This is a genomic window from Bradyrhizobium sp. BR 10261, assembly GCF_019455395.1.
GTDB lineage: Bacteria > Pseudomonadota > Alphaproteobacteria > Rhizobiales > Xanthobacteraceae > Bradyrhizobium > Bradyrhizobium manausense.
In genome coordinates this window covers 26,140-48,209 of the sequence record NZ_JACOFQ010000013.1, presented here as the reverse complement: position 1 = coordinate 48,209, position 22,070 = coordinate 26,140, and the positions used below count along the sequence as shown (strand labels likewise).

The window sequence follows — 22,070 nt, the reverse complement described above, 5'->3', positions numbered from 1 at the left end:
TCAGTTCTTCCTCAGTTTTCCTCGTCATTGCCGGGCTTGACCCCGGCAATCCAGCTTTTTTGAAAGATGGATGCCCGGGTCAAGCCCGGGCATGACGAGCAGGATGAAATTCGGCCGGAGTGCTAGAGCGGCGTTGCGCGCTTGGCAAGACACCATTGCCGGGGTGCGGCTGTGCAAGGCGGACGGGGCCTGCCACACTGCGCCCCGCCGGAGTACCCCCTTGCCCGCACCTCGCCGCCCACCTGTCGCGCATCCCGCGCGGCTGATCCTGACCCTGTCGCTGGCCGCCACCGTCGGGCTCGGCATCGGCCGCTTTGCCTATGCGCTGGTGCTGCCCGACATGCGGGAGGACCTCGGCTGGTCCTACTCGGCGGCGGGTTTCATGAACACCATCAACGCCGTCGGCTACCTCGTCGGCGCGCTGGCCGCGTCCCGGCTGATCCAGCGCATTGGCTGGTCGGCGGCGATCCGCGGCGGAACCCTCGCCTGCCTCGCCGCGCTGGCCACCTGTGCACTGACGGGGAATTTTATCGCGCTGAGCCTCGCCCGCCTGGTGCTCGGCCTCGGGGCCGCGGCCGGCTTCGTCGCCGGCGGCGCGCTGGCGGCTTCAATCGCGCAGTCGCGCCCCGAACGGGCCAATTTCCTGCTGAGCCTGTTTTATGCCGGGCCCGGCATCGGCATTCTCGCCTCCGGGCTGATCGCACCGTTCACGCTGCAGCATTTCGGTCCGGGCTCATGGTGGATCGTGTGGTGGGCGATGACGCTGCTCTCGGCCGCGATGACCGTGCCACTGTTTCTGGTGCGGATCGAGAGCGGCGCGCGCTTTTCCGAAGGCAGAAACGGCGCCTTTGCCGTGCTTCCGGTGCTGATCTATCTCGCCGCCTACTTCCTGTTCGGCGCCGGCTACATCGCCTACATGACCTTCATGATCGCCTATGTGCGCGACGGCGGCGGCGGGGCCGCGGCGCAGGCGGCATTCTGGGGCCTGATCGGCATGAGTGCGTTCGTCACGCCCTGGGCCTGGCGCCGCGTGCTCGCGCTCGATCGCGGCGGTCTCGCCACCGCGATCATCCTCGGCACCAACGCGATTGGCGCGGCCTTGCCGATCCTCGGCCATTCGCCTGCATGGCTCGCAATCTCGGCGCTGGTGTTCGGCGTGGCCTTCTTTGCGGTCGTCGGCTCGACCACAGCCTTCGTGCGCTTCAACTATCCGGGCGAGGTGTGGCCGACGGCAATCGCGGCGATGACGATCTCGTTCGGCATCGGCCAGACATTGGGTCCGATCGTGGTCGGCGCCATCACGGACGCGCTGGGGAGCTTGAGCTACGCGCTGAATGTATCGGCGGCGCTGCTGGCGCTCGGCGCGGTGCTGGCGCTGCTGCAGCGGAAGGTGGGGCCGGCCAAATAAGCGGTGCCGTCGGGTGGGCAAAGCGAAGCGTGCCCACGCATTTTTCGCGATCGAGAGAGATGATGGGCACGGCGCTACGCGCCTTTGCCACCCTACGGCAGCGGAGTTCGCCGCTAGCTCCCACTGAACGAATTATACCCCTGGTCTTCCCAATAGCCGCCCTTGTAGTCGTTGGTGACTTCCATCGAGATGACGTATTTCGGGTTCTTGAAGCCGAGCTTTGTCGGCACGCGGATCTTCATCGGGAAACCGTAGGCGCGCGGCAGGATCTCGCCCGCATATTTGAACGTCATCTGCGTCTGCGGATGCAGCGCGGTGCGCATGTCCAAGGGCGAGTTGTAGCCGTCCTTGTCGGCGCACTGGAACCAGACATATTTCGCGCGCGTGTCGGCGCCGACAAGCTTGAGGAAATCGCGCAAGGGCGTGCCGGTCCAGCTGCCGATCGCGCTCCAGCCTTCGACGCAGATGTGGCGGGTGATTTGGGTGAACTGCGGCAGCTTATAGAGCTCGTCCAGCGTCCAGGATTTCTTGTTCTCGACGAGGCCGCGGACCTCGAGCTTCCAGTCTTTGCCATCGACTTCGGGCGCATCGTCGAGATCGTAATAGGCGTTGAACGGGAACGGCTTTGTGATCGCGCTCTCGGGAAAGGTCGGCGCCAGGGCGTCGGGATTGAAGATGAAGTCCTGCACCGCGTCGTTGAACTTCGAGACGGTCTTCAGCATCTCCTCGGCCGACGACGAATCGATCACGTCGCAGCCGGTGAGCAGCGTCAGCGCCCCGAGGCTGGCGCCGCCGGCGATGAAGCGGCGGCGGGTGAGATCGGGCATCACCTTGAGGGAGTCCTTGATTAGCAGCCGCTTGTCGACACCGGGGATCAGGAATGAGCGCTTGGCCATCGTTATTCTCCTCAGCGACCGACGATCATCGCGCGCAGGCTCTTCGGCACCAGCAGCGCAAGCAGCACGTGAATGACGAGGAAGGCGCAGATCGCGGCCATGCAGAAGAAATGGACATAGCGCGCGGTCGGATAGTCGCCGAACAACGTCACCAGCCAGTGTAATTGCACCGGCTTCCACATCGACAGGCCTGACAGCACGATCAGCACGCCGACCACGATGATGCCGGCATAGAGCAGCCGCTGTACGTAATTGTAGACTGTGAGATCGTCATGGGCGAGCTTGAAGGTCAAGGCCGCCTTGACGTCGTGGAGCACGCCTGACGGCGTGATCGGCAGCAGCTTTTTCCGGAAGCGGCCGGTGGCGAAACCGGTGATGAGATAGGCGAGGCCGTTGACCATCAGCAGCCACATCGCCGCAAAATGCCAGAGCAGCGCGCCGCCGAGCCAGCCGCCCAGCGTGACGTCATGGGAGAAGCGGAAGTCGAACAGCGGCGAGGCGTTGTAGATTTGCCAGCCCGACATGATCATCAGGATCATGGCGACGGCGTTGGTCCAGTGCATGACGCGGACCCAGGCCGGCTGGATCACCTTGGCCTTGGTGGCGCTGATCTGCTCGTCGGTCGCGGTAAGGCTCGACATGATGGTTCCGTCCTGAACGTCGGTGTCGGTGATTATACGCCGGTCCGGCCGCTTTCGTTACGCCACGCGGCAAATCGAATCGATACCGTCAGGCTATGGTGGTCAAAATAATGCGAGCCGGGTCTCCCCGGCTCGCCGTTTCGTCCGCATCCTGTCGGGGATGAAACAGGAGGGTGCGGTGTTACGTTGCCGGCATCAGCACGGTGTCGACCACATGGATTACGCCGTTGGACTGGTTGACGTTGGAGATCGTCACCATCGAAGTGCCGCCCTTGGCGTCGATGATCCAGACCTTGCCGTCCTGCTTCTTGACGGTGAGTTCCTCGCCCTCGGCCGTCTTCAGCTTCTTGCCATCGGTGAGGTCGGAGGCCTCGAGCTTGCCGGGCACGACATGGTAGGTGAGGATCTTGGTCAGGGTCGCCTTGTTCTCGGGCTTGACCAGGTTATCGACGGCGCCGGCCGGCAGCTTGCCGAAGGCGGCGTTGGTCGGGGCGAACACCGTGAACGGGCCCTTGCCTTCCAGCGTCGGGACGAGACCTGCCGCCTTCACCGCCGCCACCAGAGTGGTGTGGTCTTTCGAATTGACGGCGTTCTGGACGATATTCTTCGAGGGGAACATCGCGGCGCCGCCGACCATGACGGTCTTTTCCTCGGCGCGGGCGGGCGCGATGATTGTTGCGGTGATGGCCAGCGCGCCGAGGGCAGCAGCGGTGAGATAGGCAATGCGCTTCGACATGGAGAGACTCCCGATTGTGACCGGCGATCGCCGGCGTTTGCGTTGGGGCAACAACGGCGTCTGCGACAGTTGACGTGAAGCAGCAGCGCGTCGTTGGCCGAACTACGGGAGGATTCGCGCGGCGGTTTCGGGGAATAATTTATTGTGATGCGTGAAACTATGGCGCGGCGTGTCCGTGTGGGGTGGGTGCGCAATCGCACGGTGCCGTAGGGTGGGCAAAGGCGTGAAGCGCCGTGCCCACCACTCTCTCGATCACGGAAAATGCGTGGGCACGCTTACGCTTTGCCCACCCTACGGCAGGGTGCCCGCCTCAGTCTCTATTGTTCGGCGTCTGGATAAAGCCGCGATTATGGGTCGGGCTGATCAGGAGCTCGTTGATGCAGACGCGCGGCGGCATCGAGGCGATGAACGCGATGGTGCGGCCGAGATCTTCGGGCTGCAGCATCTTGGCCTCCTCCTCCTCGCTCGGCACCACCGGGCGCAGCTTCAGGATTGGGGTCGCCACTTCGCCCGGCATCAGGCAGCAGGCGCGCAGGCCGTTGATGCATTCGTCCATGTTGAAGGAATGGGTCAGCGCCAGCACCGCATGCTTGGTCGTGGTGTAGGCCGGGCCCGGCATCTTCGAGACGTGGCGGCCGGCCCAGGACGAGACGTTGATGATCGAGCCGTCCTGCTGCTTGCGCATCGTCGGCAGCACTGCGCGCATGCAATAGAGCACGCCGTTGAGATTGACCTGGACCAGTCTGTCCCAGCCCTCCAGTTCCATATCCTTCCAGCTGCGCTTGGGGACATTGATGCCGGCATTGTTCACGAGCAGGTCGATGCGGCCATGCTTCGCGACGATTCCGTCGGCCGCCTTCTGGGCCGCGCCCGCGTCAGCCACATCAAGCGCGAGTGCTTCAGCGGATCCCCCAGCCTTGGTGATCTTTGCCACCACGGCATCCAGGGCTGACTCCCGTCGGCCGGAAACCACCACCGTCCAGCCGTCGGCGGCCAACGCCTCGGCGCCGGCCTCCCCGATCCCGCTGCCGCCACCGGTGACCCAGGCCACGCGTTTCCCATTTTTTGTCATGCAAACTGTCTCCGTTGCTTCATTGGGGCGGTTTTTGCTAATCCAGCCCTCGGTTTTGACCGGCCTTGTCAGTCCTGCGGTCGAGGAAATCTTGCATGAACCACGCAGCCAACGCCAACCTGTTTTCCCGCCTGTTCGACGGCCTCGACGACCCCAAACGCCTCGCGATCGAGACGCATGACGGCGCCCGGATCAGCTATGGCGATCTGGTCGCGCGGGCAGGCCAAATGGCGAATGTGTTGGTCGCGCGCGGCGTGAAGACCGGCGATCGCGTCGCGGTGCAAGTCGAAAAATCGGTCGCCAACATCGTGCTGTATCTGGCGACCGTGCGGGCCGGCGCGGTCTATCTGCCGCTCAACACCGCCTATACACTGAACGAGCTCGATTACTTCATCGGCGATGCCGAGCCGGCGCTGGTGGTCTGCGATCCCTCCAAGGCGGAAGGCCTCGCCCCGATCGCCGCCAAGGTGAAGGCCAGGATCGAGACGCTCGGAGCTGACGGCAGGGGCTCCTTGACCGACGCCGCTGACAAGGCCAGCGGCGAATTCGCGACGGTCGCACGGGCCAACGACGACCTCGCTGCGATCCTCTACACCTCGGGCACCACCGGCCGCTCCAAGGGCGCGATGCTCAGCCACGACAATCTGGCCTCGAACTCGCTCTCGCTCGTCGACTATTGGCGCTTCACCGACAAGGACGTGCTGATCCACGCGCTGCCGATCTATCATACCCACGGCCTGTTCGTGGCGACCAACGTCACGCTGTTTGCGCGGGCCTCGATGATCTTCCTGCCCAAGCTCGATCCGGATCTGATCATCAAGCTGATGGCGCGCGCCACAGTGCTGATGGGCGTGCCGACCTTCTACACGCGCCTGCTGCAAAATCCTGCGCTGTCGAAGGAGACGACCAAGCATATGCGGCTGTTCATCTCGGGCTCGGCGCCACTGCTGGCCGAGACTCACCGCGAATGGTCCGCACGCACCGGGCACGCCGTGCTCGAGCGCTACGGCATGACCGAAACCAACATGAACACGTCGAATCCCTATGACGGCGAGCGCGTCCCCGGCGCGGTCGGCTTCCCTCTGCCCGGCGTTTCGGTGCGCGTCACCGACCCAGAGACCGGCAAGGAATTGCCGCGCGAGGAGATCGGCATGATCGAGGTCAAGGGCCCGAACGTGTTCAAGGGCTATTGGCGCATGCCTGAGAAGACCAGGTCGGAATTCCGGCCCGACGGCTTCTTCATCACCGGCGACCTCGGCAAGATCGACGACAAAGGCTACGTCCATATCCTCGGCCGCGGCAAGGATCTCGTCATATCCGGCGGCTTCAACGTCTATCCCAAGGAAATCGAGAGCGAGATCGACGCCATGCCCGGCGTGATCGAATCAGCGGTGATCGGCGTGCCCCATGCAGATTTCGGCGAGGGCGTCACCGCCGTTCTCGTGTGCAACAAGGGCGCCGACGTTACCGAAGCCGCGGTGTTGAAGGCGCTCGACGGACGGCTGGCAAAGTTCAAGATGCCGAAGCGGGTGTTCGTCGTCGATGAATTGCCACGCAATACGATGGGCAAGGTGCAGAAGAACGTGCTGCGCGATACGTACAAGGATATTTACGCGAAGAAATAGGGGCGCGAAGCCCGCAATCCGTAGGGTTAGCCGAAGGCGCAACCCACCGCTTTGATTTACGCGGTGACAGAAGTGGTGGGTTACGCTGCGCTAACCCACCCTGTGCAGCCAAACTCACTGTCCGCCCACCAGGCTCATCACAAACCGGTTGCCCACGATCAACAGATAACCGAACGCAGCCTCCAGCGCGTCCGCTTCGAGGTGCCCCAGAGCGGCATACGTCGAGCGGCACGTCGGCGATGCGGGCGAGGCTGCAGGCGATCCAATTTGAACGGTCGACAGGCCGCGCCGGCCGTCTTGGGTGGATTGCAGACGGCGCATATCCGCCGCCATGCGGGAAATCGATGCGTCTCGCGGAAATTGGCAATGGCACGCGAGCTTGCCAAGCGGTCGAGGCGCCATGAACTGACTGGTTCGAACCATGACAGCCGCTCGGCGGCTTAGAGCCGTTCCAATAGTAATTTCAACGCGCCTCAACGGTGATCACAAAAGATGAATCATCGCTCTGTTCTTCGTCGGTGCACCATTGCTCTGGTATACCAAGGCCCCGATTGGCTTGATGCATCAACGCCGTAGAGCTGAACCCAGGTTCGGTTTATGGCGATTTGGTGATTGCGCAGGCGAAATCGACTCCGTAAATAGAGCCGACCTTTCGCGATCCCCGCGCGCGCCCCGCTGGGCCGCCATAAACATCAAAAGCCCATGACCGCACGGATCGAACGACCGCTTTCACCACACATGCAAGTCTACCGCTGGACGTTGACGATGGCGCTGTCCATCGTCCATCGCGCCACTGGTATCGCCCTCTACGTCGGAACCCTGCTGCTGGCCTGGTGGCTGATCGCAGCGGCGTCCGGCTCCGCCGCCGCCTATTCCAACGTGCAGGCTTTCACCGGCAGCATCATCGGCCGGCTCATCGTGTTCGGCTACACCTGGGCGCTGATGCACCACATGCTGAGCGGTGTCAGGCACTTCGTGTGGGACCTCGGCTTCGGCTTCAAGGCCAATGAGCGCGAGGCGCTGACCTGGGCGGCCCTGATCGGCGGCATCGTCCTGACGGTTCTGATCTGGATCATCGCCTACGCGATCGGAGGTATACGATGAGCGCCAGCGATACGCCGAAGCGCAGCATGCGCACCCCGCTTGGTCGCGTCCGCAATCTCGGCGCCGCGCATTCGGGAACCTCTGATTTCTGGCGCCAGCGCCTCACCGGCGTTGCGATGACCCTGCTGATGCTGCCGGTGATCATCGTCGTCATGATGACGCTCGGCAGCAACCAGGCCGGCGCCAAGGTGATCCTCGGCTCGCTGCCGATCGCGGTGATCATGCTGCTCTTCATCATCGCCAGCGCCTGGCACATGAAGATCGGCATGCAGGTCGTGATCGAGGACTACGTCCACAACGAGAAGCTGAAGCTCATCTCGATCATGCTCAATAATTTCTTCTCGATCGCCGTCGCGCTCGCCTCGACCTACGCGATCATCAAACTGTCATCCGGAGTGTAAGCCATGGCCACAGAGACGAATGGCAAGGCCAACGGCGCTCCCGCCAGCAACGGCAAAGCCTATCCGATCGAGGACCACACCTATGACGTCGTCGTGGTCGGCGCCGGCGGCGCGGGCTTGCGCGCCGTGGTCGGTTGCAGCGAGGCCGGCCTGAAGACGGCATGCATCACCAAGGTGTTTCCGACCCGCTCGCACACGGTCGCGGCCCAGGGCGGCATCTCCGCTTCGCTCGGCAACATGCACAAGGACGACTGGCGCTGGCACATGTACGACACCGTGAAGGGGTCGGACTGGCTCGGGGACCAGGACGCGATCGAATATATGGTGCGCAACGCGCCCGAGGCGGTCTACGAGCTCGAGCATTGGGGCGTGCCGTTCTCGCGCACCGAGGACGGCAAGATCTACCAGCGTCCGTTCGGCGGCATGACCATGGACTACGGCAAGGGCCAGGCGCAGCGCACCTGCGCCGCCGCCGACCGCACCGGCCACGCCATGCTGCACACGATGTATGGCCAGTCGCTGCGTCACGCGGCCGAGTTCTTCATCGAGTTCTTCGCCATCGATTTGATCATGGACGACCAGGGCACCTGCCGCGGCGTCATCGCGCTCAAGCTCGACGACGGCACGCTGCACCGCTTCCGGGCCCAGACCGTGATCCTCGCCACCGGAGGCTATGGCCGCGCCTACGCCTCCTGCACCTCGGCGCACACCTGCACCGGCGACGGCGGCGGCATGGTGCTGCGCGCCGGCCTGCCGCTCCAGGACATGGAGTTCGTGCAGTTCCACCCGACCGGCATCTACGGCTCGGGCTGCCTCGTCACCGAGGGTGCCCGCGGCGAAGGCGGCTATCTCGTCAACTCCGAAGGCGAGCGCTTCATGGAGCGCTACGCGCCCTCGGCGAAGGATCTCGCCTCGCGCGACGTCGTCTCGCGCGCGATGACCATCGAGATCCGCGAAGGGCGCGGCGTCGGCAAGAAGAAGGACCACATCTTCCTGCATCTCGACCATCTCGATCCCGCCGTGCTCGCCGAGCGCCTGCCGGGCATCTCCGAATCCGCAAAGATCTTCGCCAATGTCGACGTGACGCGCGAGCCGATCCCGATCGTGCCGACCGTGCACTACAACATGGGCGGCATCCCCACGAACTATCACGGCGAAGTGCTGACCAAGAAGGACGGCGACGACAACGCCGTCATCCCCGGCCTGATGGCGATCGGCGAAGCGGCCTGCGTTTCCGTGCACGGCGCCAACCGCCTCGGCTCGAACTCGCTGATCGACCTCGTCGTGTTCGGCCGCGCCGCGGCGCTGCGCCTGGCCGAGAAGCTGACGCCGAACGGCAAGCAGCCCGAGCTGCCGGCGAACTCGGCCGATCTCGCGCTCGGCCGCCTCGACCATTATCGCTACGCCTCCGGCGGCACGCCGACCGCAAAGCTGCGCGAAGGCATGCAGCACGTGATGCAGAACAATTGCGCCGTGTTCCGCACCGGCGAAGTCCTGAGCGAAGGCCAGAACCTGATCGCGAAGGTCCACAGCGGCATCACCGACATCGCCGTGTCCGACCGCTCGCTGGTGTGGAATTCGGATCTCGTCGAGACGCTGGAATTCGACAATCTGATCTCGCAGGCGGTGGTGACGATGAACTCGGCCGCCAACCGCACCGAGAGCCGCGGCGCGCATGCGCGCGAGGACTTCTCCGCGCGCGACGACCAGAACTGGATGAAGCACACGCTGGCCTGGCTCGACGACAAGGGCAAGGTCAAGATCGAGTACCGCCCGGTTCACGACTACACCATGACCAACGACGTGCAGTACATCCCGCCGAAAGCGCGCGTGTATTGATTTGCTGCTTGTCATTGCCGGGCTCGACCCGGCAATCCATCCTTGAAGATGGATGCGCGGGTCAAGCCCGCGCATGACGAAAGAAACCAGAGGCAGGACTAATGGTTGAATTCGCACTTCCCAAGAACTCGAAAATCACCGGCGGCAAGACCTGGCCGAAGCCCGCAGGCGCGACCGAGACGCGCGAGTTTCGCGTCTATCGCTGGAATCCTGACGACGGCAAGAATCCGAGCGTCGACACCTATTACGTCGACGTCAATGATTGCGGTCCGATGGTGCTGGACGGCCTGATCTGGATCAAGAACCACATCGACCCGTCGCTGACCTTCCGCCGCTCCTGCCGCGAAGGCGTCTGCGGCTCCTGCGCCATGAACATCGACGGCCAGAACACGCTGGCCTGCACCCGCTCGATGCACGACGTGAAGGACGGCGCGGTGAAGATCAACCCGCTGCCGCACCAGCCGGTGGTCAAGGACCTGGTTCCGGACCTCACCAATTTCTACGCGCAATACGCCTCCGTCGAGCCGTGGCTGAAGACGACCTCGCCGACGCCGCAGAAGGAATGGCGTCAGAGCCACGAGGACCGCGAGAAGCTCGACGGCCTCTACGAGTGCATCCTGTGCGCCTGCTGCTCGACCTCCTGCCCGAGCTATTGGTGGAACAGCGACCGCTATCTCGGCCCGGCCGCTCTCCTCCAGGCCAACCGCTGGGTGTCTGACTCACGCGATGAGGCGACCGGCGAACGGTTGGACAATCTCGAGGATCCGTTCCGCCTCTACCGCTGCCACACCATCATGAACTGCGCCAAGGCCTGCCCGAAGGGCCTGAACCCGGCCGAGGCCATCGCCGAGCTCAAGCTCAAGATGGTCGAACGACAGATCTAGGCCGCATCGATGCTGGCTCTGCCCCGGCCCGGGCGGCCGCCGGGGGCAATCTGCGATTGGAGCAACTCGGATAAAATTCGCTCCATCTCGTGTCGCGGGCGATTCAACGGCCTACAACCTCCGGTTCCCATCACAAGCCGCTTCCTTCCTGACGCGCGATTCAAGTAAGCTCTCCGGTCGGGGGACCGGAGCGACCGTGCAGGGCGCACAACGCAACTCGCTGAGACTGCTGCAGTGGATGATGGCGGCATCCCTGGCGCTGCCCATTGCGCTGTTTGCCATTGCCTCAACGATTTCCTACAATTCGACGCTTGATATCGCCGACCGCGAGATCGAGCGGACGCTCGATGTCGCGCATGAGCACGCGCTCAAGGTGTTCGAGACGATCGACCGGAGCCTGGCCGAGCTCAACGAGGTCGTGCGCGACCTGCCCGACGACACGATCCGGTCGCGGGAACCCGCCCTGCACAAGCGCCTGAAGCAGCTCGCCGACGCGCTGCCGCAGCTCAAATCCGCCTGGATCTTCGATGCCAACGGAAAGGCTCTGGTCAACAGCCTGGCCTCGCCGCCGCCGGATCAGAGCTTTGCCGACCGCGACTATTTCTATTCCCATGTCGACCAGAGCATCGGAACCTTCATCGGCGCCGTCTTGACGCCGCGCCCGCCCTACCAGGGCGCGCGCTTCTTCGGCGTCAGCCGCCGCCGCTCGTCCGACGACGGCAGCTTCATCGGCGTGATCCAGGCATCCGTCCTGCCTGAATATTTCGAGAGCTTTTACGCCAGGATCGGCAGCGATCCGGGCTCCTTCTTTGCGATGGGCCGCACTGATGGCGTGCTGCTGGCGCACCTGCCGCGGCTCGATCGCGATTTCCGGCTCGATCCGAACGGCCAGGTCGGCCGCAGCATCGCAGCCCATCCCGTCCATGGGCTGATGACCATCGCCTGGCCGACCGACGGTCTGGAGCGGCGCATCGGCTACCGGCGCGTCGCCGGATATCCGATCTATGTCAGCGCCGGCCTCGAGACCTCGGCGATCCGCGGCCGATGGCTCACGACCATCAGCCAGCATCTGGTGTTCGGCCTGCCGGCCACCGCGCTGCTGTTCATCCTGCTGGCCTTCGCCTTCCGCCGCACCCAGCATCTGCAGCTCGAAGCTGCCAAGCGGCGCGAGGCCGAGGAGGCGCTCAAGCACAGCCAGCGGCTGGAGGCGCTGGGCCAGCTCACCGGCGGCGTCGCGCATGATTTCAACAACCTGCTGACCGTGATCCGCGCATCGGTCGATCTGTTGAACCGCCCGCAACTGAGCGAGGAGCGGCGGCAGCGCTACATCACGGCGATCGGGGAGGCCGTCGCGCGCGCGGCCAAGCTGACCTCGCAGCTGCTGGCCTTTGCGCGGCGCCAGACCTTGAAGCCCGAAGTGTTCGACGTCGGCGAGCGGATGCGATCGCTGCGCGACATGCTCTCCACGCTGCTTGGGCCTGCGATCGAGATCGTCACGCAGCTGCCGGCCGAGCTCTGCCTCGTCAGCGCCGATGCCGGCCAGTTCGAGACGGCCATAATCAACATGGCGACCAACGCGCGCGACGCCATGCAGGGCAAGGGCCGGATCATCTTCACGGTGCACGCGGCGACATCAGTTCCGGATACGCTCGCGCACCTCTCCGGCAGCCAGACCGTGAAAAATCCCGGTTTCATCTGCGTCACCGTCAGCGACAGCGGCGTCGGCATTCCCGCAGGCCAATTGGGCCGCATCTTCGAGCCGTTCTTCACCACCAAGCAGGTCGGCCAGGGCACCGGCCTTGGCCTGTCGCAGGTGTTCGGCTTCGCCCGGCAATCCGGCGGCGAAGTGACCGTCGTCAGCGAGGTCGGCCAGGGCAGCACCTTCTCGCTCTATCTGCCGCGCGCGCCGGCCGATCTGTTGCCCCGGAGTCCCGCGCCGACCACGGCCCCGGCTGTCGCCGGCAGCGGCATGTCGGTGCTGGTCGTCGAAGACAATATCGAGCTCGGCAATTTCGCCGCCGACGGGCTGACCGAGCTCGGCTACAGCATCACGCTGGTCGACAACGCCACCGACGCGCTCACCGAACTTGTCAGCCACGCCGATCGCTTCGACGTCGTCTTCTCCGACGTCGTCATGCCGGGGATGACCGGGCTCGATCTGGCGCAGACGATGTGCGATCGCTGCATCAGCGTACCTATCGTGCTGACCACCGGCTATAGCCAGGCTCTGGCCCAGGACGGCATCGCCGGCTTCGAGCTGGTGCAAAAGCCCTATTCGATCGAAGAGCTGTCGCGGGTCCTGCACCGCGCGGCGCGCGCGAAACGGGTGCGCGACGGCGCCGCGGAGTGAGATCAGGAACCCGAGGGAACCGGCTCGCGTTGTCCGCTCATGCAGAAGCCGGTCCGAAACAGTGAGCCGGGCAAGACACCGCCCATCGTGAAGATTACCGGCGAGAATGGCGATGAGGTCGCCCCGCCGCCGCCGGAAGTGCTCGAGCCCGATTCCGAGCTTACCCCCGAGGAGGTCGAGCAGGCGCGCAAGGATTATCTCCTCACCCGCTTCTGGATCAGTGCGCGCGGCTTCTGGAGCCGCAAGGGCGACCGCCTGGCCTGGCCGTTCTCGATCGGCCTCGTCGTGCTCATCGTTCTCACCGTCGGCTTCCAATACGGCATCAATGTCTGGAATCGGGCGATCTTCGACGCCATCGAGAAGCGCGACGCGACCACCGTCTTTCACCTCAGCGCTGTGTTCTTCCCGCTCGCCATCGGCAGTATCGCGCTCGCTGTCGTCCAGGTGTTTGCGCGGATGGGAATCCAGCGACGCTGGCGCGCCTGGCTCACCAATAGCGTGCTGACGCGCTGGCTCGCGAACGGGCGCTACTACCAGCTTAACCTCGTCGGCGGCGACCACAACAATCCGGAATACCGGATCGCCGAGGATTTGCGCATCGCGACCGACTCGCCGGTCGATTTTCTCGCCGGGGTGACCTCGGCGCTGCTGTCCGCGGCAACCTTCATCGTCGTGCTCTGGACCATCGGCGGCGCGCTGACCGTCACGCTTGGCGGCTCCGCCATCACCATACCGGGCTTCCTCGTGATCGCCGCGGTGCTCTATGCCGCGATCGCCTCGGGCTCGATCATGGTGATCGGCCGTCAATTCGTGCAGGTCTCCGAGGACAAGAACCAGGCGGAAGCCGATTTCCGCTACACGCTGACACGCGTGCGCGAGAACGGCGAGAGCATCGCGCTGCTCGGCGGCGAAGAGGAGGAACGCGGCGGCATCGATCGCAATTTTTCCAACGTGCTCAGGCAATGGGCGCGGCTCGCGGGACAACACATGCGGACCACGCTGGTGTCGCAGGGCTCGAGCCTCGTTGCCCCGGTCGTGCCGCTGCTGCTGTGCGCGCCAAAATTCCTCGACGGCAGCATGAGCCTCGGACAAGTGATGCAGGCGGCCTCCGCCTTCACCATCGTGCAGAGCGCATTCGGCTGGCTGGTCGACAATTATCCCAGGCTCGCCGACTGGAACGCCTGCGCGCGCCGCATCGCCTCGCTGATGATGTCGCTCGACGGCCTCGAGCGTGCCGAGCAGGGCGACGGCCTTGGCCGCATCAAGCGCGGCGAAACCAGCAACGATGCGATGCTGGAGCTGCACGACCTTTCCGTCACGCTGGACGACGGCACCGCCGTGGTCGGCGAGACCGAGGTGGTGATCGAGTCCGGCGAGCGGCTCCTGGTCGCGGGCGAATCCGGCACCGGCAAGAGCACGCTGGTGCGCGCCATCGCAGGCCTGTGGCCATGGGGCGGCGGCAGCGTCAACTTCCATCCCGACCGGCGGCTGTTCATGCTGCCGCAGCGGCCCTACGTGCCCTCAGGCAGTCTGCGCCGCGCGGTCGCCTATCCCGGCGCCGAGGAGGACTGGACTGTCGAGGAGATCGGCGAGGCCCTGCACAAGGTCGGCCTCAATCATCTCAAGGAGAAGATTGCCGAAGAAGGGCCTTGGGATCAGACCCTCTCAGGCGGCGAGAAGCAGCGCCTCGCCTTCGCGCGGCTCTTGCTCCACACCCCCGATATCGTCGTGCTTGACGAAGCGACCTCGGCGCTCGACGAGAAGAGTCAGGACAAGATGATGCAGATGGTCACGGACGAGCTGCCGAAGGCGACCATCATCAGCGTCGCGCATCGTGTCGAGCTGGAGGCCTTCCACAGCCGCAAGATCGTGCTGGAGCGCCACAAGGGCGGCGCCAAGCTCGTCAGCGATATCGACCTGATTCCCCGCAAGGGCCGGCGCAGGCTGCTCGGGCGATTCCTGCGCCAGCGAAAGGCGGCGAAGAAGGCGGCGTGAGATCCGTAGCCCGGATGGAGCGCAGCGCAATCCGGGAAAGTCTATCGGCGACGCGAGAACCCCGGATTCCGCTTTCGCTCCATCCGGGCTACAAACTCTCGTGAAGATTGGAGTCCCCGGCAAAACCGGCTATGCATGCGCCGCCCGCAACGAGGACCGCCTGCTTGACGCCCGACAATTCCCTTTCGACCGCGCCATTCGGCGCGTTTGCGCCCAACGCAGCGCAGGCAGCGATTATCAGTCTCGTGCAGGGATCGGGGCTGAGGCGCGGCGCGTTCCGGCCCTGGATGTCGCGGCTGGTTCATCTGCTGCGCAGCGGCCCGGTCGACGTGAAATATCAGGGCGCTTCGTTCCGCTTCTATCATCAGGGCAGCGCCACCGAGCGCGGCGCGCTGTTCAACCCCGATTACAACATCGACGAGCTCGACTTCCTGCGTCAGCACACGCCGATCGGCGGCACGTTCGTCGACGTCGGCGCCAATGTCGGCACGTTTGCTTTGGTGATGGCGCGGCAGGTCGGGCCCGGTGGCAAGGTTGTCGCGATCGAGCCGCATCCCCTCACCTTCAACCGGCTCTCGTTCAACCATTCCGCTTCGGAAGCGACGCAGGTTCGCCTGGTGCAGGCGGCCGCGGGAGATGCCGACGGCGAGCTGATGATCGAGAGCGGCGGCGGCAATCTCGGCGCCACGCATGTCGTCACCGGCGCGGCCAGCACGGAGGCCATCAAGGTGCCGTCGCTGCGGCTGACACGCATTCTGGACGAGGCCGGCGTGACCCAAGTCGATTCGCTCAAGATCGACGTCGAGGGATTCGAGGACCGCGTGCTGATCGGATTCTTCCGCGACGCGCCCCCATCGCTGTGGCCCCGCGCCGTCGTGATCGAGCATCTGTCACAGAACGAATGGCAGCAGGATTGTATCGCTGACATGGTTGCGCGCGGCTTTACCGTCGCGCGCAAGACGCGCAGCAATACGTTCCTGTCGCGCTGACGCCGAACCCAAGGAGGATACGATGATCGATCATTTGGGCCTCTCCGTCTCCGACTATGAGGCCGCGAAGGCGTTCTATGCGAAGGCGCTCGCGCCGCTCGATTACAGCATGATCATGGAAGTGACGGCGGAGCAGACCGGTCACGCCGCGGCCGCCGGCTTCGGCGCGAACGGCAAGCCCGATTTCTGGATCGAGGGAAAGGGCGCCATGAACAAGCCGGTGCATGTCGCGATATCTGCGAAAGACCGCGCCACAGTTGACGCGTTCTACAAGGCTGCGATGGCGGCAGGCGGCCGCGACAACGGGCCGCCCGGCCTGCGCCCGCATTATCACGCGAACTATTACGGCGCCTTCGTGCTCGACCCTGATGGCCACAACATCGAGGCCGTCTGCCACACGCCGGAATAGGGCAGCGTGAGGCGGAACATCGGCGCCACATCATCGTTGTCGTTCTCCTGACAACTGACCCCGTGCTGCCGATGCCGATCGAACCGCCCGAGATACCGCCATCGACACCCGGCACGCCGACCGAGCCGCCGCCCGGCATCCCGCCGGGCAATCCGCAGCCTGAAATCACGCCGCCGGTACACGAGCCCGGGCAATCGCCGCGACCTGATGAATTGCCAGGCCGCATGCCTGAAGAGATTCCATCGCGCGGACCGAACGGTCCGCTCGCACCCAATCCCGCGACGGATGCCAATTCGTCGCTCGTGTCACGTGCGAGACGAGAGCAATCACATCTGAGGCGATTGCGACTCACGCCTGAATACGCAATGAACGTTGTCCTCGTGACATGATTTGCATGCAGAAATAAATCGCGACGCAATGTCTTCGCCCGCCACAATCCAGCCTAACGCGTAGCTGTTCATCACCCGACTTCACATCGTCAAAGAACCTTCCGGGGAAGTTCAACCACATGACCAACCTTCGTTTCGTGCTGCTCGCCACGACGGCCCTGACCGCGATGCAATTTGCCTGCTCCGCAGCTCATGCGCAAAGCGCGCCGCCGCTCGTGGTCGCGCAGGCCCAGCCGGAGACGGGCCCTGACGGAAAACCGAAGCAGCCTCCGAAGGAAGCGCCAAAGGGACCCCCGCCCGGTGCGCCCGCCGCCCGCCCGGCGACGCCGCCTCCCGCCGCTCCGCCTCCCCCGCCGCCTGCTGCGCCCAAGCCCCCGGCCGCACCGCCCCCGGCCGCTGCACCGCCGCACCCGCCTGCTCCACCCCCACCGGCTGCCGCACCGGCACGCCCGACGCCGCCGCCTCCGCCGCCCGCGACCCATCAGGCCCCGCCGCCCCCGCCGCCTGCTGCACCCAAGCCGCCGACGCCGCCGCCGGCTGCGGCTCCGCAGCAGCATGCGCCGACACCGCCTCCGCCGCCGCCTCCGCAGCAGCACGCTCCCGCTGCACCGCCGCCGGCGCCGACCGTGACACCGGCTCGTCCGGCCGCAACGCCAACGCCTCCGCCGCCCGCGGCCCCTGCGGCTCGGCCAGCGCCCGCGGCAACGCCAGCCCCGACGGCCACACCGTCACCCGCAGCGCCGGCGGGCCGGCCGACGCCGACTCCAACCCCGACGGCCACACCGACACCCGCAGCGCCAGCAGGCCGGCCGACGCCGACTCCAACCCCGACGGCCACACCGGCGCCAGCAGCGCCGGCGGGCCGGCCGACGCCGACTCCAGCCCCGACAGCCACGCCGGCGCCAGCAGCGCCGGCGGGTCGGCCGACGCCGGCTCCAACCCCGACAGCCACACCGGCGCCGTCAGCAACGCCAGCGCCCGGCACGACGCCATCAGGACGTCCCGGCGCGCCGCCGGCGGCAGGAACAACGACTCCAACCCCGGCTCCAACGGCCACGCCGGCGCCCGGTGGCGCAACGCCAGGACGCCAGGGTGCAACGCCACCCCCGGGCGCACCCGCTGCCGGAACGGCGCCTGCTCCCGGAACACCGCCTGCGGCACCGCAGGCGGGCACCGCGCCGCGTCCCCCGGCGCCGCCGCCCGGCGTCGCAGCTCCGACAGTCGTTCCTGCCTCACCGGCCGCGGCTCCGCCGCCCGACAAGGCTCAATACGCACCGCCGACGGTTACGCCGGCGTTCCGCGCGGCGCCGGCAGTGGCCGCTCCGCTGCCGCCGCCGCCGCGCCCGCCGCAGCGTGACCTGACGCCGCTCGCCTTCGGCGCGGGCGTCGTCGCCGGTGCCGTGATCGGCGCCACCATCGCCGACTACCGCAACCAGCGGCAGGAGATCGTCGAAGGCGGCCGTACCGTCTACACCGAACCGGATCGCATCATCATCCGCGACCCCAGCGGTCAGGAATATGTTCGCGGCAACGATCTCTACCGCTTCCGCTACGGCGCCCGCGACATCCGCACCGAGACCGTCGGCGGCGAAACCCGCACCGTCGTGATCCGTCCCGACGGCAGCGAGGTGATCACCGTGGTCGGTCCCGATGGTTCGCTGCTGCGCCGTATCCGCAGGGACCCCGGCGGGCGCGAGCTCGTCATCATCGACAACAGCTACCGCGATCCGCGGTCGGTGGGCGGCTTCTATGTCGACGTGCCGCCGCCGGTCGTCAACATTCCCTACGATCGCTACATCGTCGACGCTCAGGAAGCCTCGCCTGACGTGATCTACGAGACCATGGAAGCACCGCCGGTGCAGCGGATCGAGCGGCGTTATTCGCTCGACGAGATCCGCTACTCGCCGAACGTCCGCATGGCGATGCCGAGCATCGATGTCAACACGCTCAATTTCGAGACCGGATCGTGGACCATTCCGCCGGATCAGGCGGCGCGGCTGCAGGTGATCGCCGACGGCCTCAATCGTGCGATCCAGCGCAACCCGCGCGAGGTGTTCCTGATCGAGGGACACACCGATGCGGTCGGCAATGACGTCGACAATCTGTCGCTGTCGGATCGCCGCGCGCAGGCCGCAGCCGAATTGCTGACGCAGCAGTTCGGCGTGCCCGCCGAGAACCTGACGTCGCAGGGTTACGGCAAGCAGTACCTGAAGGAGCAGACCGACGGTCCGAGCCGCATCAACCGGCGCGTCACCATCCGCCGCATCACGCCGCTGCTCAATGGCGGCACGGCCTCGCTGCCGCCGCCCCCGCCCGGCGTCACGCCGCCGCGCTGAGACGATAGCCACAAAGCAAAACGGCCGGGAGCGATCCCGGCCATTTTTGTTTTGGTTGTTCTCGTGCCCCGGACACAGCAATCGTAGGGTGGGCAAAGGCGCACTTGCGCCGTGCCCACCATTTGCAAGTGGTGGGCACGGCGCGCGAAGAGCGCGCCTTTGCCCACCCTACAAGACTATTCCTTGTCGCTCTCGAGCCGGAAAATCTGCGAGCCTTCGCTGCCGGAGAGAAGTCCGGTCTTCGAATAGAGACCGAGCTTGGTGCGCGTGTCGGCGATGTCGAGGTTGCGCATGGTCAACTGACCGATGCGGTCGGCCGGCGTAAACGCGGCGTCCTCGACCTTCTCCATGCTGAGCCTTTCAGGCGCATAGGTCAGGTTCGGGCTCTCGGTGTTGAGGATCGAATAGTCGTTGCCGCGGCGCAGCTCGAGCGTCACCTCGCCGGTGACGGCGCGGGCAACCCAGCGCTGCGCGGTCTCGCGCAGCATCAACGCCTGCGAATCAAACCAGCGGCCCTGATAGAGCAGGCGACCAAGGCGCATGCCGCTGATGCGGTACTGCTCGATCGTGTCCTCGTTGTGGATGCCGGTGACGAGACGCTCATAAGCAATATGCAAGAGCGCCATGCCGGGCGCCTCGTAGATGCCGCGGCTCTTGGCTTCGATGATGCGGTTCTCGATCTGGTCACTCATACCAAGGCCGTGACGGCCGCCGATAGCGTTGGCTTCGAGGAACAGCGCGACCGGATCAGAGAAGGTCTTGCCGTTCAGCGCGACTGGCTGGCCTTCCTCGAAACGCACCACGACCTTCTCGGCCTTGACGACGCAATCGTCGCGCCAGAACGGCACGCCCATGATCGGGTTGACGATCTTGATGCCGCTGTCGAGGCTTTCGAGATCTTTCGCTTCGTGCGTCGCGCCGAGCAGATTGCTGTCGGTGGAGTACGCTTTCTCGGCGCTCATCTTGTAGGCAAAGCCCTGCGCGGTCATGAATGCCGACATCTCGGCGCGGCCGCCGAGCTCGTCGATGAACTGCTGGTCGAGCCAGGGCTTGTAGATGCGCAACGACGGATTGGTCAGCAGGCCGTAGCGATAGAAGCGCTCGATGTCATTGCCCTTGAAGGTCGAGCCGTCGCCCCAGATGTTGACGCCGTCCTCCTTCATCGCCGCGACCAGCATCGTGCCTGTGACGGCGCGGCCGAGCGGCGTGGTGTTGAAATAGGTGATGCCGCCGGTCGAGATGTGGAAGGCGCCGGACTGGATCGCGGCGATGCCCTCGTGCACCAGCTGCGTGCGGCAATCGACCAGCACGGCCTTCTCGGCGCCGAACGCTTCCGCCTTGCGCGGGATCTCGTTGTAGTCGGCCTCGTCGGGCTGGCCGAGATTGGCGGTATAGGCGTAGCAGCGCGCGCCCTTCTGCTTCATCCAGAGCAGCGCCGCCGAGGTGTCGAGGCCGCCCGAAAAGGCGATGCCGACTTTCTCACCCTTGGGCAGGCTTTTCAGGATCGTGGTCATGGGGCTTCCAATTCGGGGTTTCAAGGGCTGACGTGAGGGTGAACGTGACCGCGCGAATATCAAATTTCGCACGCCTCGGCACCCATTTAATGGCCTCAGATCGAGGGTGCGGGACCCGTCTTGCGGCCGAACAGGCGCTTGCGGAGCCGATAGGCGGGCATGTTCAGCCGGGTCAGGGCGGCATCGACCGCCTCATCCGAGAACCGGGTCCGCGGCCAGCGGTAGATCAACGCGAAAGCGAACCAGATCACGACGAAGGTGACGAGGCCGGCGGTTGCGACATCAGTGAAGAAGTGGCCGCCAAAGGCCATGCGCAGGGCGCTGGTCACGGCGCCGAACACCACTGCGCCGGCATAGGCGAGCGGCCGCCAGGCCGGAGGGGCCAGCGCGGCGGGGGCCAGCGTCCAGAATGCCGTCGCACCCTCGCCCGAGAAAAAAGAGCAATTGCGTTCGCAATCGCCCCGCGGATCCCACCACGCCACGAATTGCTGATCGCCGGCAAACTCGGTCACCACCACCGGCCGCGGCCGGCCCCAATAGGTCTTGAAGGTGAGGTTCGAGAGAATGACGGCCGACATGATGATCGTGACCAGCAGGAACACGATCGCGCGTCCCGACACCATCAGGGGACGGTCGGGCCTGATCATCTTGACCACGAGCGCGACCAGCGACGGCAGCACGAACACCCAGGAGACCCACATCGCAGCATCGCGCGCGATGGCGGCCCATTCGTTCAGCTTGAGCGGAAAGGATTTGGTTTGGGGATCGAAGAACAGCGCGGCGAGCTTGAGATCGAGTTCGGGATAAAGGCCGAAAACGACGCCGATCACGAGCCACAGCGCCAGGGCGATGAAGAGTCCAGTCCGGTTCATGGCGCGCGGTTTAGCGGAGTGGGACGGGGATGGAAACCCTGGAATCCATCGTGACGCGGGCGCTGATTGTGTGGTGCGCAGCTTCGCGTCACGAGGGAATGCCGTCACCGCACATCCGGCCTTGAATTCGACGGGAGCGGCGGAGGCGGCCGGCGCGGGGCCGGCGGGATGCGCCAGGCCCCGGCATTGCGACCGGCGATCAGCCAGTAGACGACGCCGGCGATGATGCCCGCGCCGGTCATGATCTCCAGATGCCGGCGCACGATACCTTCGAATTGGAACGTATCGGGATGGAACGGGATGAGGCCGAGATAGCAGGCGAGCCCGACCAGGCCGCCGCCGACGGCATAGGCGAGCGCGCTGCGGATATAGAGCGCTTCCGTGATCGCCACGATCACCGCCGCCGGCACCAGTGCAAAACCGGAGACGAAGATGAAGCCGAAGCCGAGCAGGATGTCGATCGTGCCCTGATCGACAGGACCGGCTCCGAGATCGGAGAACTCAGGAAACAGCAGCGCGCCGACGACGATCATGCCGCCGACGAAACAGGCGGCGAGAAAGCCGATGAAGATGACGATGAGGCGGCCGATCAGGGACATGCGGGCAAAGT

Annotated in this window: 19 protein-coding genes and 1 pseudogene; 12 read left to right on the top strand and 8 right to left on the bottom strand. The window is 65.3% G+C overall.

The annotated features are described in order from the left end of the window. Nucleotides 1-220 precede the first annotated feature (220 nt). Entirely contained in the window at nucleotides 221-1,408 is a 1,188-nt protein-coding gene (locus HYH07_RS17135) for a YbfB/YjiJ family MFS transporter (RefSeq protein ID WP_220003589.1), read from the top strand. 113 nt (nucleotides 1,409-1,521) lie between these two features. On the opposite strand, the gene HYH07_RS17130 is transcribed toward HYH07_RS17135, so the two are convergent. The 4 genes from HYH07_RS17130 to HYH07_RS17115 form a co-directional block, all read right to left on the bottom strand. Further along, entirely contained in the window at nucleotides 1,522-2,304 is a 783-nt protein-coding gene (locus HYH07_RS17130; RefSeq protein ID WP_220003588.1) for a molybdopterin-binding protein, read from the bottom strand. Between the two features lie 11 nt (nucleotides 2,305-2,315). Further along, nucleotides 2,316-2,945, bottom strand: coding sequence for a cytochrome b/b6 domain-containing protein (locus HYH07_RS17125; RefSeq protein WP_220003587.1), 630 nt, complete (start codon nucleotides 2,943-2,945; stop codon nucleotides 2,316-2,318). A 181-nt stretch (nucleotides 2,946-3,126) separates the two neighbouring features. After that, nucleotides 3,127-3,681 (bottom strand): fasciclin domain-containing protein, encoded by a 555-nt coding sequence (locus HYH07_RS17120; protein ID WP_220003586.1) that lies wholly within the window; start codon nucleotides 3,679-3,681, stop codon nucleotides 3,127-3,129. A gap of 310 nt (nucleotides 3,682-3,991) precedes the next feature. Beyond that, the gene (locus HYH07_RS17115; protein ID WP_220003585.1) at nucleotides 3,992-4,753 is read right to left on the bottom strand and encodes an SDR family oxidoreductase; all 762 of its coding nucleotides are present in this window, start codon (nucleotides 4,751-4,753) and stop codon (nucleotides 3,992-3,994) included. A gap of 95 nt (nucleotides 4,754-4,848) precedes the next feature. On the opposite strand from HYH07_RS17115, the gene HYH07_RS17110 reads away from it, so the two are divergent. Continuing rightward, entirely contained in the window at nucleotides 4,849-6,378 is a 1,530-nt protein-coding gene (locus HYH07_RS17110) for a malonyl-CoA synthase (protein WP_220003584.1), read from the top strand. A 114-nt stretch (nucleotides 6,379-6,492) separates the two neighbouring features. Here HYH07_RS17110 and HYH07_RS17105 read toward each other — a convergent pair whose 3' ends face one another. Continuing rightward, complete coding sequence (locus HYH07_RS17105) at nucleotides 6,493-6,711, bottom strand: hypothetical protein (protein ID WP_220003714.1); 219 nt, start codon at nucleotides 6,709-6,711, stop codon at nucleotides 6,493-6,495. 369 nt (nucleotides 6,712-7,080) lie between these two features. Here HYH07_RS17105 and sdhC point away from each other — a divergent pair, with 369 nt between their 5' ends. The 10 genes and pseudogenes from sdhC (at nucleotide 7,081) to HYH07_RS17060 (ending at nucleotide 19,074) form a co-directional block, all read left to right on the top strand. Continuing rightward, on the top strand, nucleotides 7,081-7,482 hold the full coding sequence (gene sdhC / locus HYH07_RS17100) for a succinate dehydrogenase, cytochrome b556 subunit (RefSeq protein WP_220003583.1): 402 nt from the start codon (nucleotides 7,081-7,083) through the stop codon (nucleotides 7,480-7,482). After that, on the top strand, nucleotides 7,479-7,883 hold the full coding sequence (gene sdhD, locus HYH07_RS17095; RefSeq protein WP_057752399.1) for a succinate dehydrogenase, hydrophobic membrane anchor protein: 405 nt from the start codon (nucleotides 7,479-7,481) through the stop codon (nucleotides 7,881-7,883). The genes sdhC and sdhD overlap by 4 nt, the downstream gene beginning before the upstream one ends. Nucleotides 7,884-7,886: 3 nt before the next feature. Then, entirely contained in the window at nucleotides 7,887-9,722 is a 1,836-nt protein-coding gene (sdhA, locus tag HYH07_RS17090) for a succinate dehydrogenase flavoprotein subunit (RefSeq protein WP_220003582.1), read from the top strand. A gap of 101 nt (nucleotides 9,723-9,823) precedes the next feature. After that, nucleotides 9,824-10,606, top strand: coding sequence for a succinate dehydrogenase iron-sulfur subunit (locus HYH07_RS17085; protein WP_057752396.1), 783 nt, complete (start codon nucleotides 9,824-9,826; stop codon nucleotides 10,604-10,606). 196 nt (nucleotides 10,607-10,802) lie between these two features. After that, nucleotides 10,803-12,956, top strand: coding sequence for a hybrid sensor histidine kinase/response regulator (locus HYH07_RS17080; RefSeq protein ID WP_220003581.1), 2,154 nt, complete (start codon nucleotides 10,803-10,805; stop codon nucleotides 12,954-12,956). A 39-nt stretch (nucleotides 12,957-12,995) separates the two neighbouring features. Then, a complete protein-coding gene (locus tag HYH07_RS17075) occupies nucleotides 12,996-14,951 on the top strand; it encodes an ABC transporter ATP-binding protein/permease (RefSeq protein ID WP_220003580.1) in 1,956 nt (651 codons plus the stop codon). 131 nt (nucleotides 14,952-15,082) lie between these two features. Further along, a complete protein-coding gene (locus HYH07_RS17070) occupies nucleotides 15,083-15,940 on the top strand; it encodes an FkbM family methyltransferase (protein WP_409363900.1) in 858 nt (285 codons plus the stop codon). Nucleotides 15,941-15,962: 22 nt separating this feature from the next. Further along, nucleotides 15,963-16,349 (top strand): VOC family protein, encoded by a 387-nt coding sequence (locus tag HYH07_RS17065; protein WP_220003578.1) that lies wholly within the window; start codon nucleotides 15,963-15,965, stop codon nucleotides 16,347-16,349. 71 nt (nucleotides 16,350-16,420) lie between these two features. Then, nucleotides 16,421-16,639 (top strand): annotated as a pseudogene (locus tag HYH07_RS36325) (hypothetical protein); the annotation flags it as partial. A 218-nt stretch (nucleotides 16,640-16,857) separates the two neighbouring features. Then, nucleotides 16,858-19,074, top strand: a complete 2,217-nt coding sequence (locus HYH07_RS17060; protein ID WP_220003577.1) for an OmpA family protein — start codon at nucleotides 16,858-16,860, stop codon at nucleotides 19,072-19,074. 176 nt (nucleotides 19,075-19,250) lie between these two features. Here the strand turns inward: HYH07_RS17060 and argG are convergent, their stop codons facing one another. The 3 genes from argG to HYH07_RS17045 form a co-directional block, all read right to left on the bottom strand. Then, nucleotides 19,251-20,588 carry an argininosuccinate synthase gene (gene argG / locus HYH07_RS17055; RefSeq protein ID WP_220003576.1) on the bottom strand — a complete coding sequence of 446 codons (1,338 nt, stop codon included), beginning with the start codon at nucleotides 20,586-20,588 and terminating at the stop codon, nucleotides 19,251-19,253. A 95-nt stretch (nucleotides 20,589-20,683) separates the two neighbouring features. After that, a complete protein-coding gene (locus HYH07_RS17050) occupies nucleotides 20,684-21,460 on the bottom strand; it encodes a phosphatase PAP2 family protein (protein WP_220003575.1) in 777 nt (258 codons plus the stop codon). 104 nt (nucleotides 21,461-21,564) lie between these two features. After that, the gene (locus HYH07_RS17045; protein WP_220003711.1) at nucleotides 21,565-22,059 is read right to left on the bottom strand and encodes a hypothetical protein; all 495 of its coding nucleotides are present in this window, start codon (nucleotides 22,057-22,059) and stop codon (nucleotides 21,565-21,567) included. Nucleotides 22,060-22,070 lie beyond the last annotated feature (11 nt).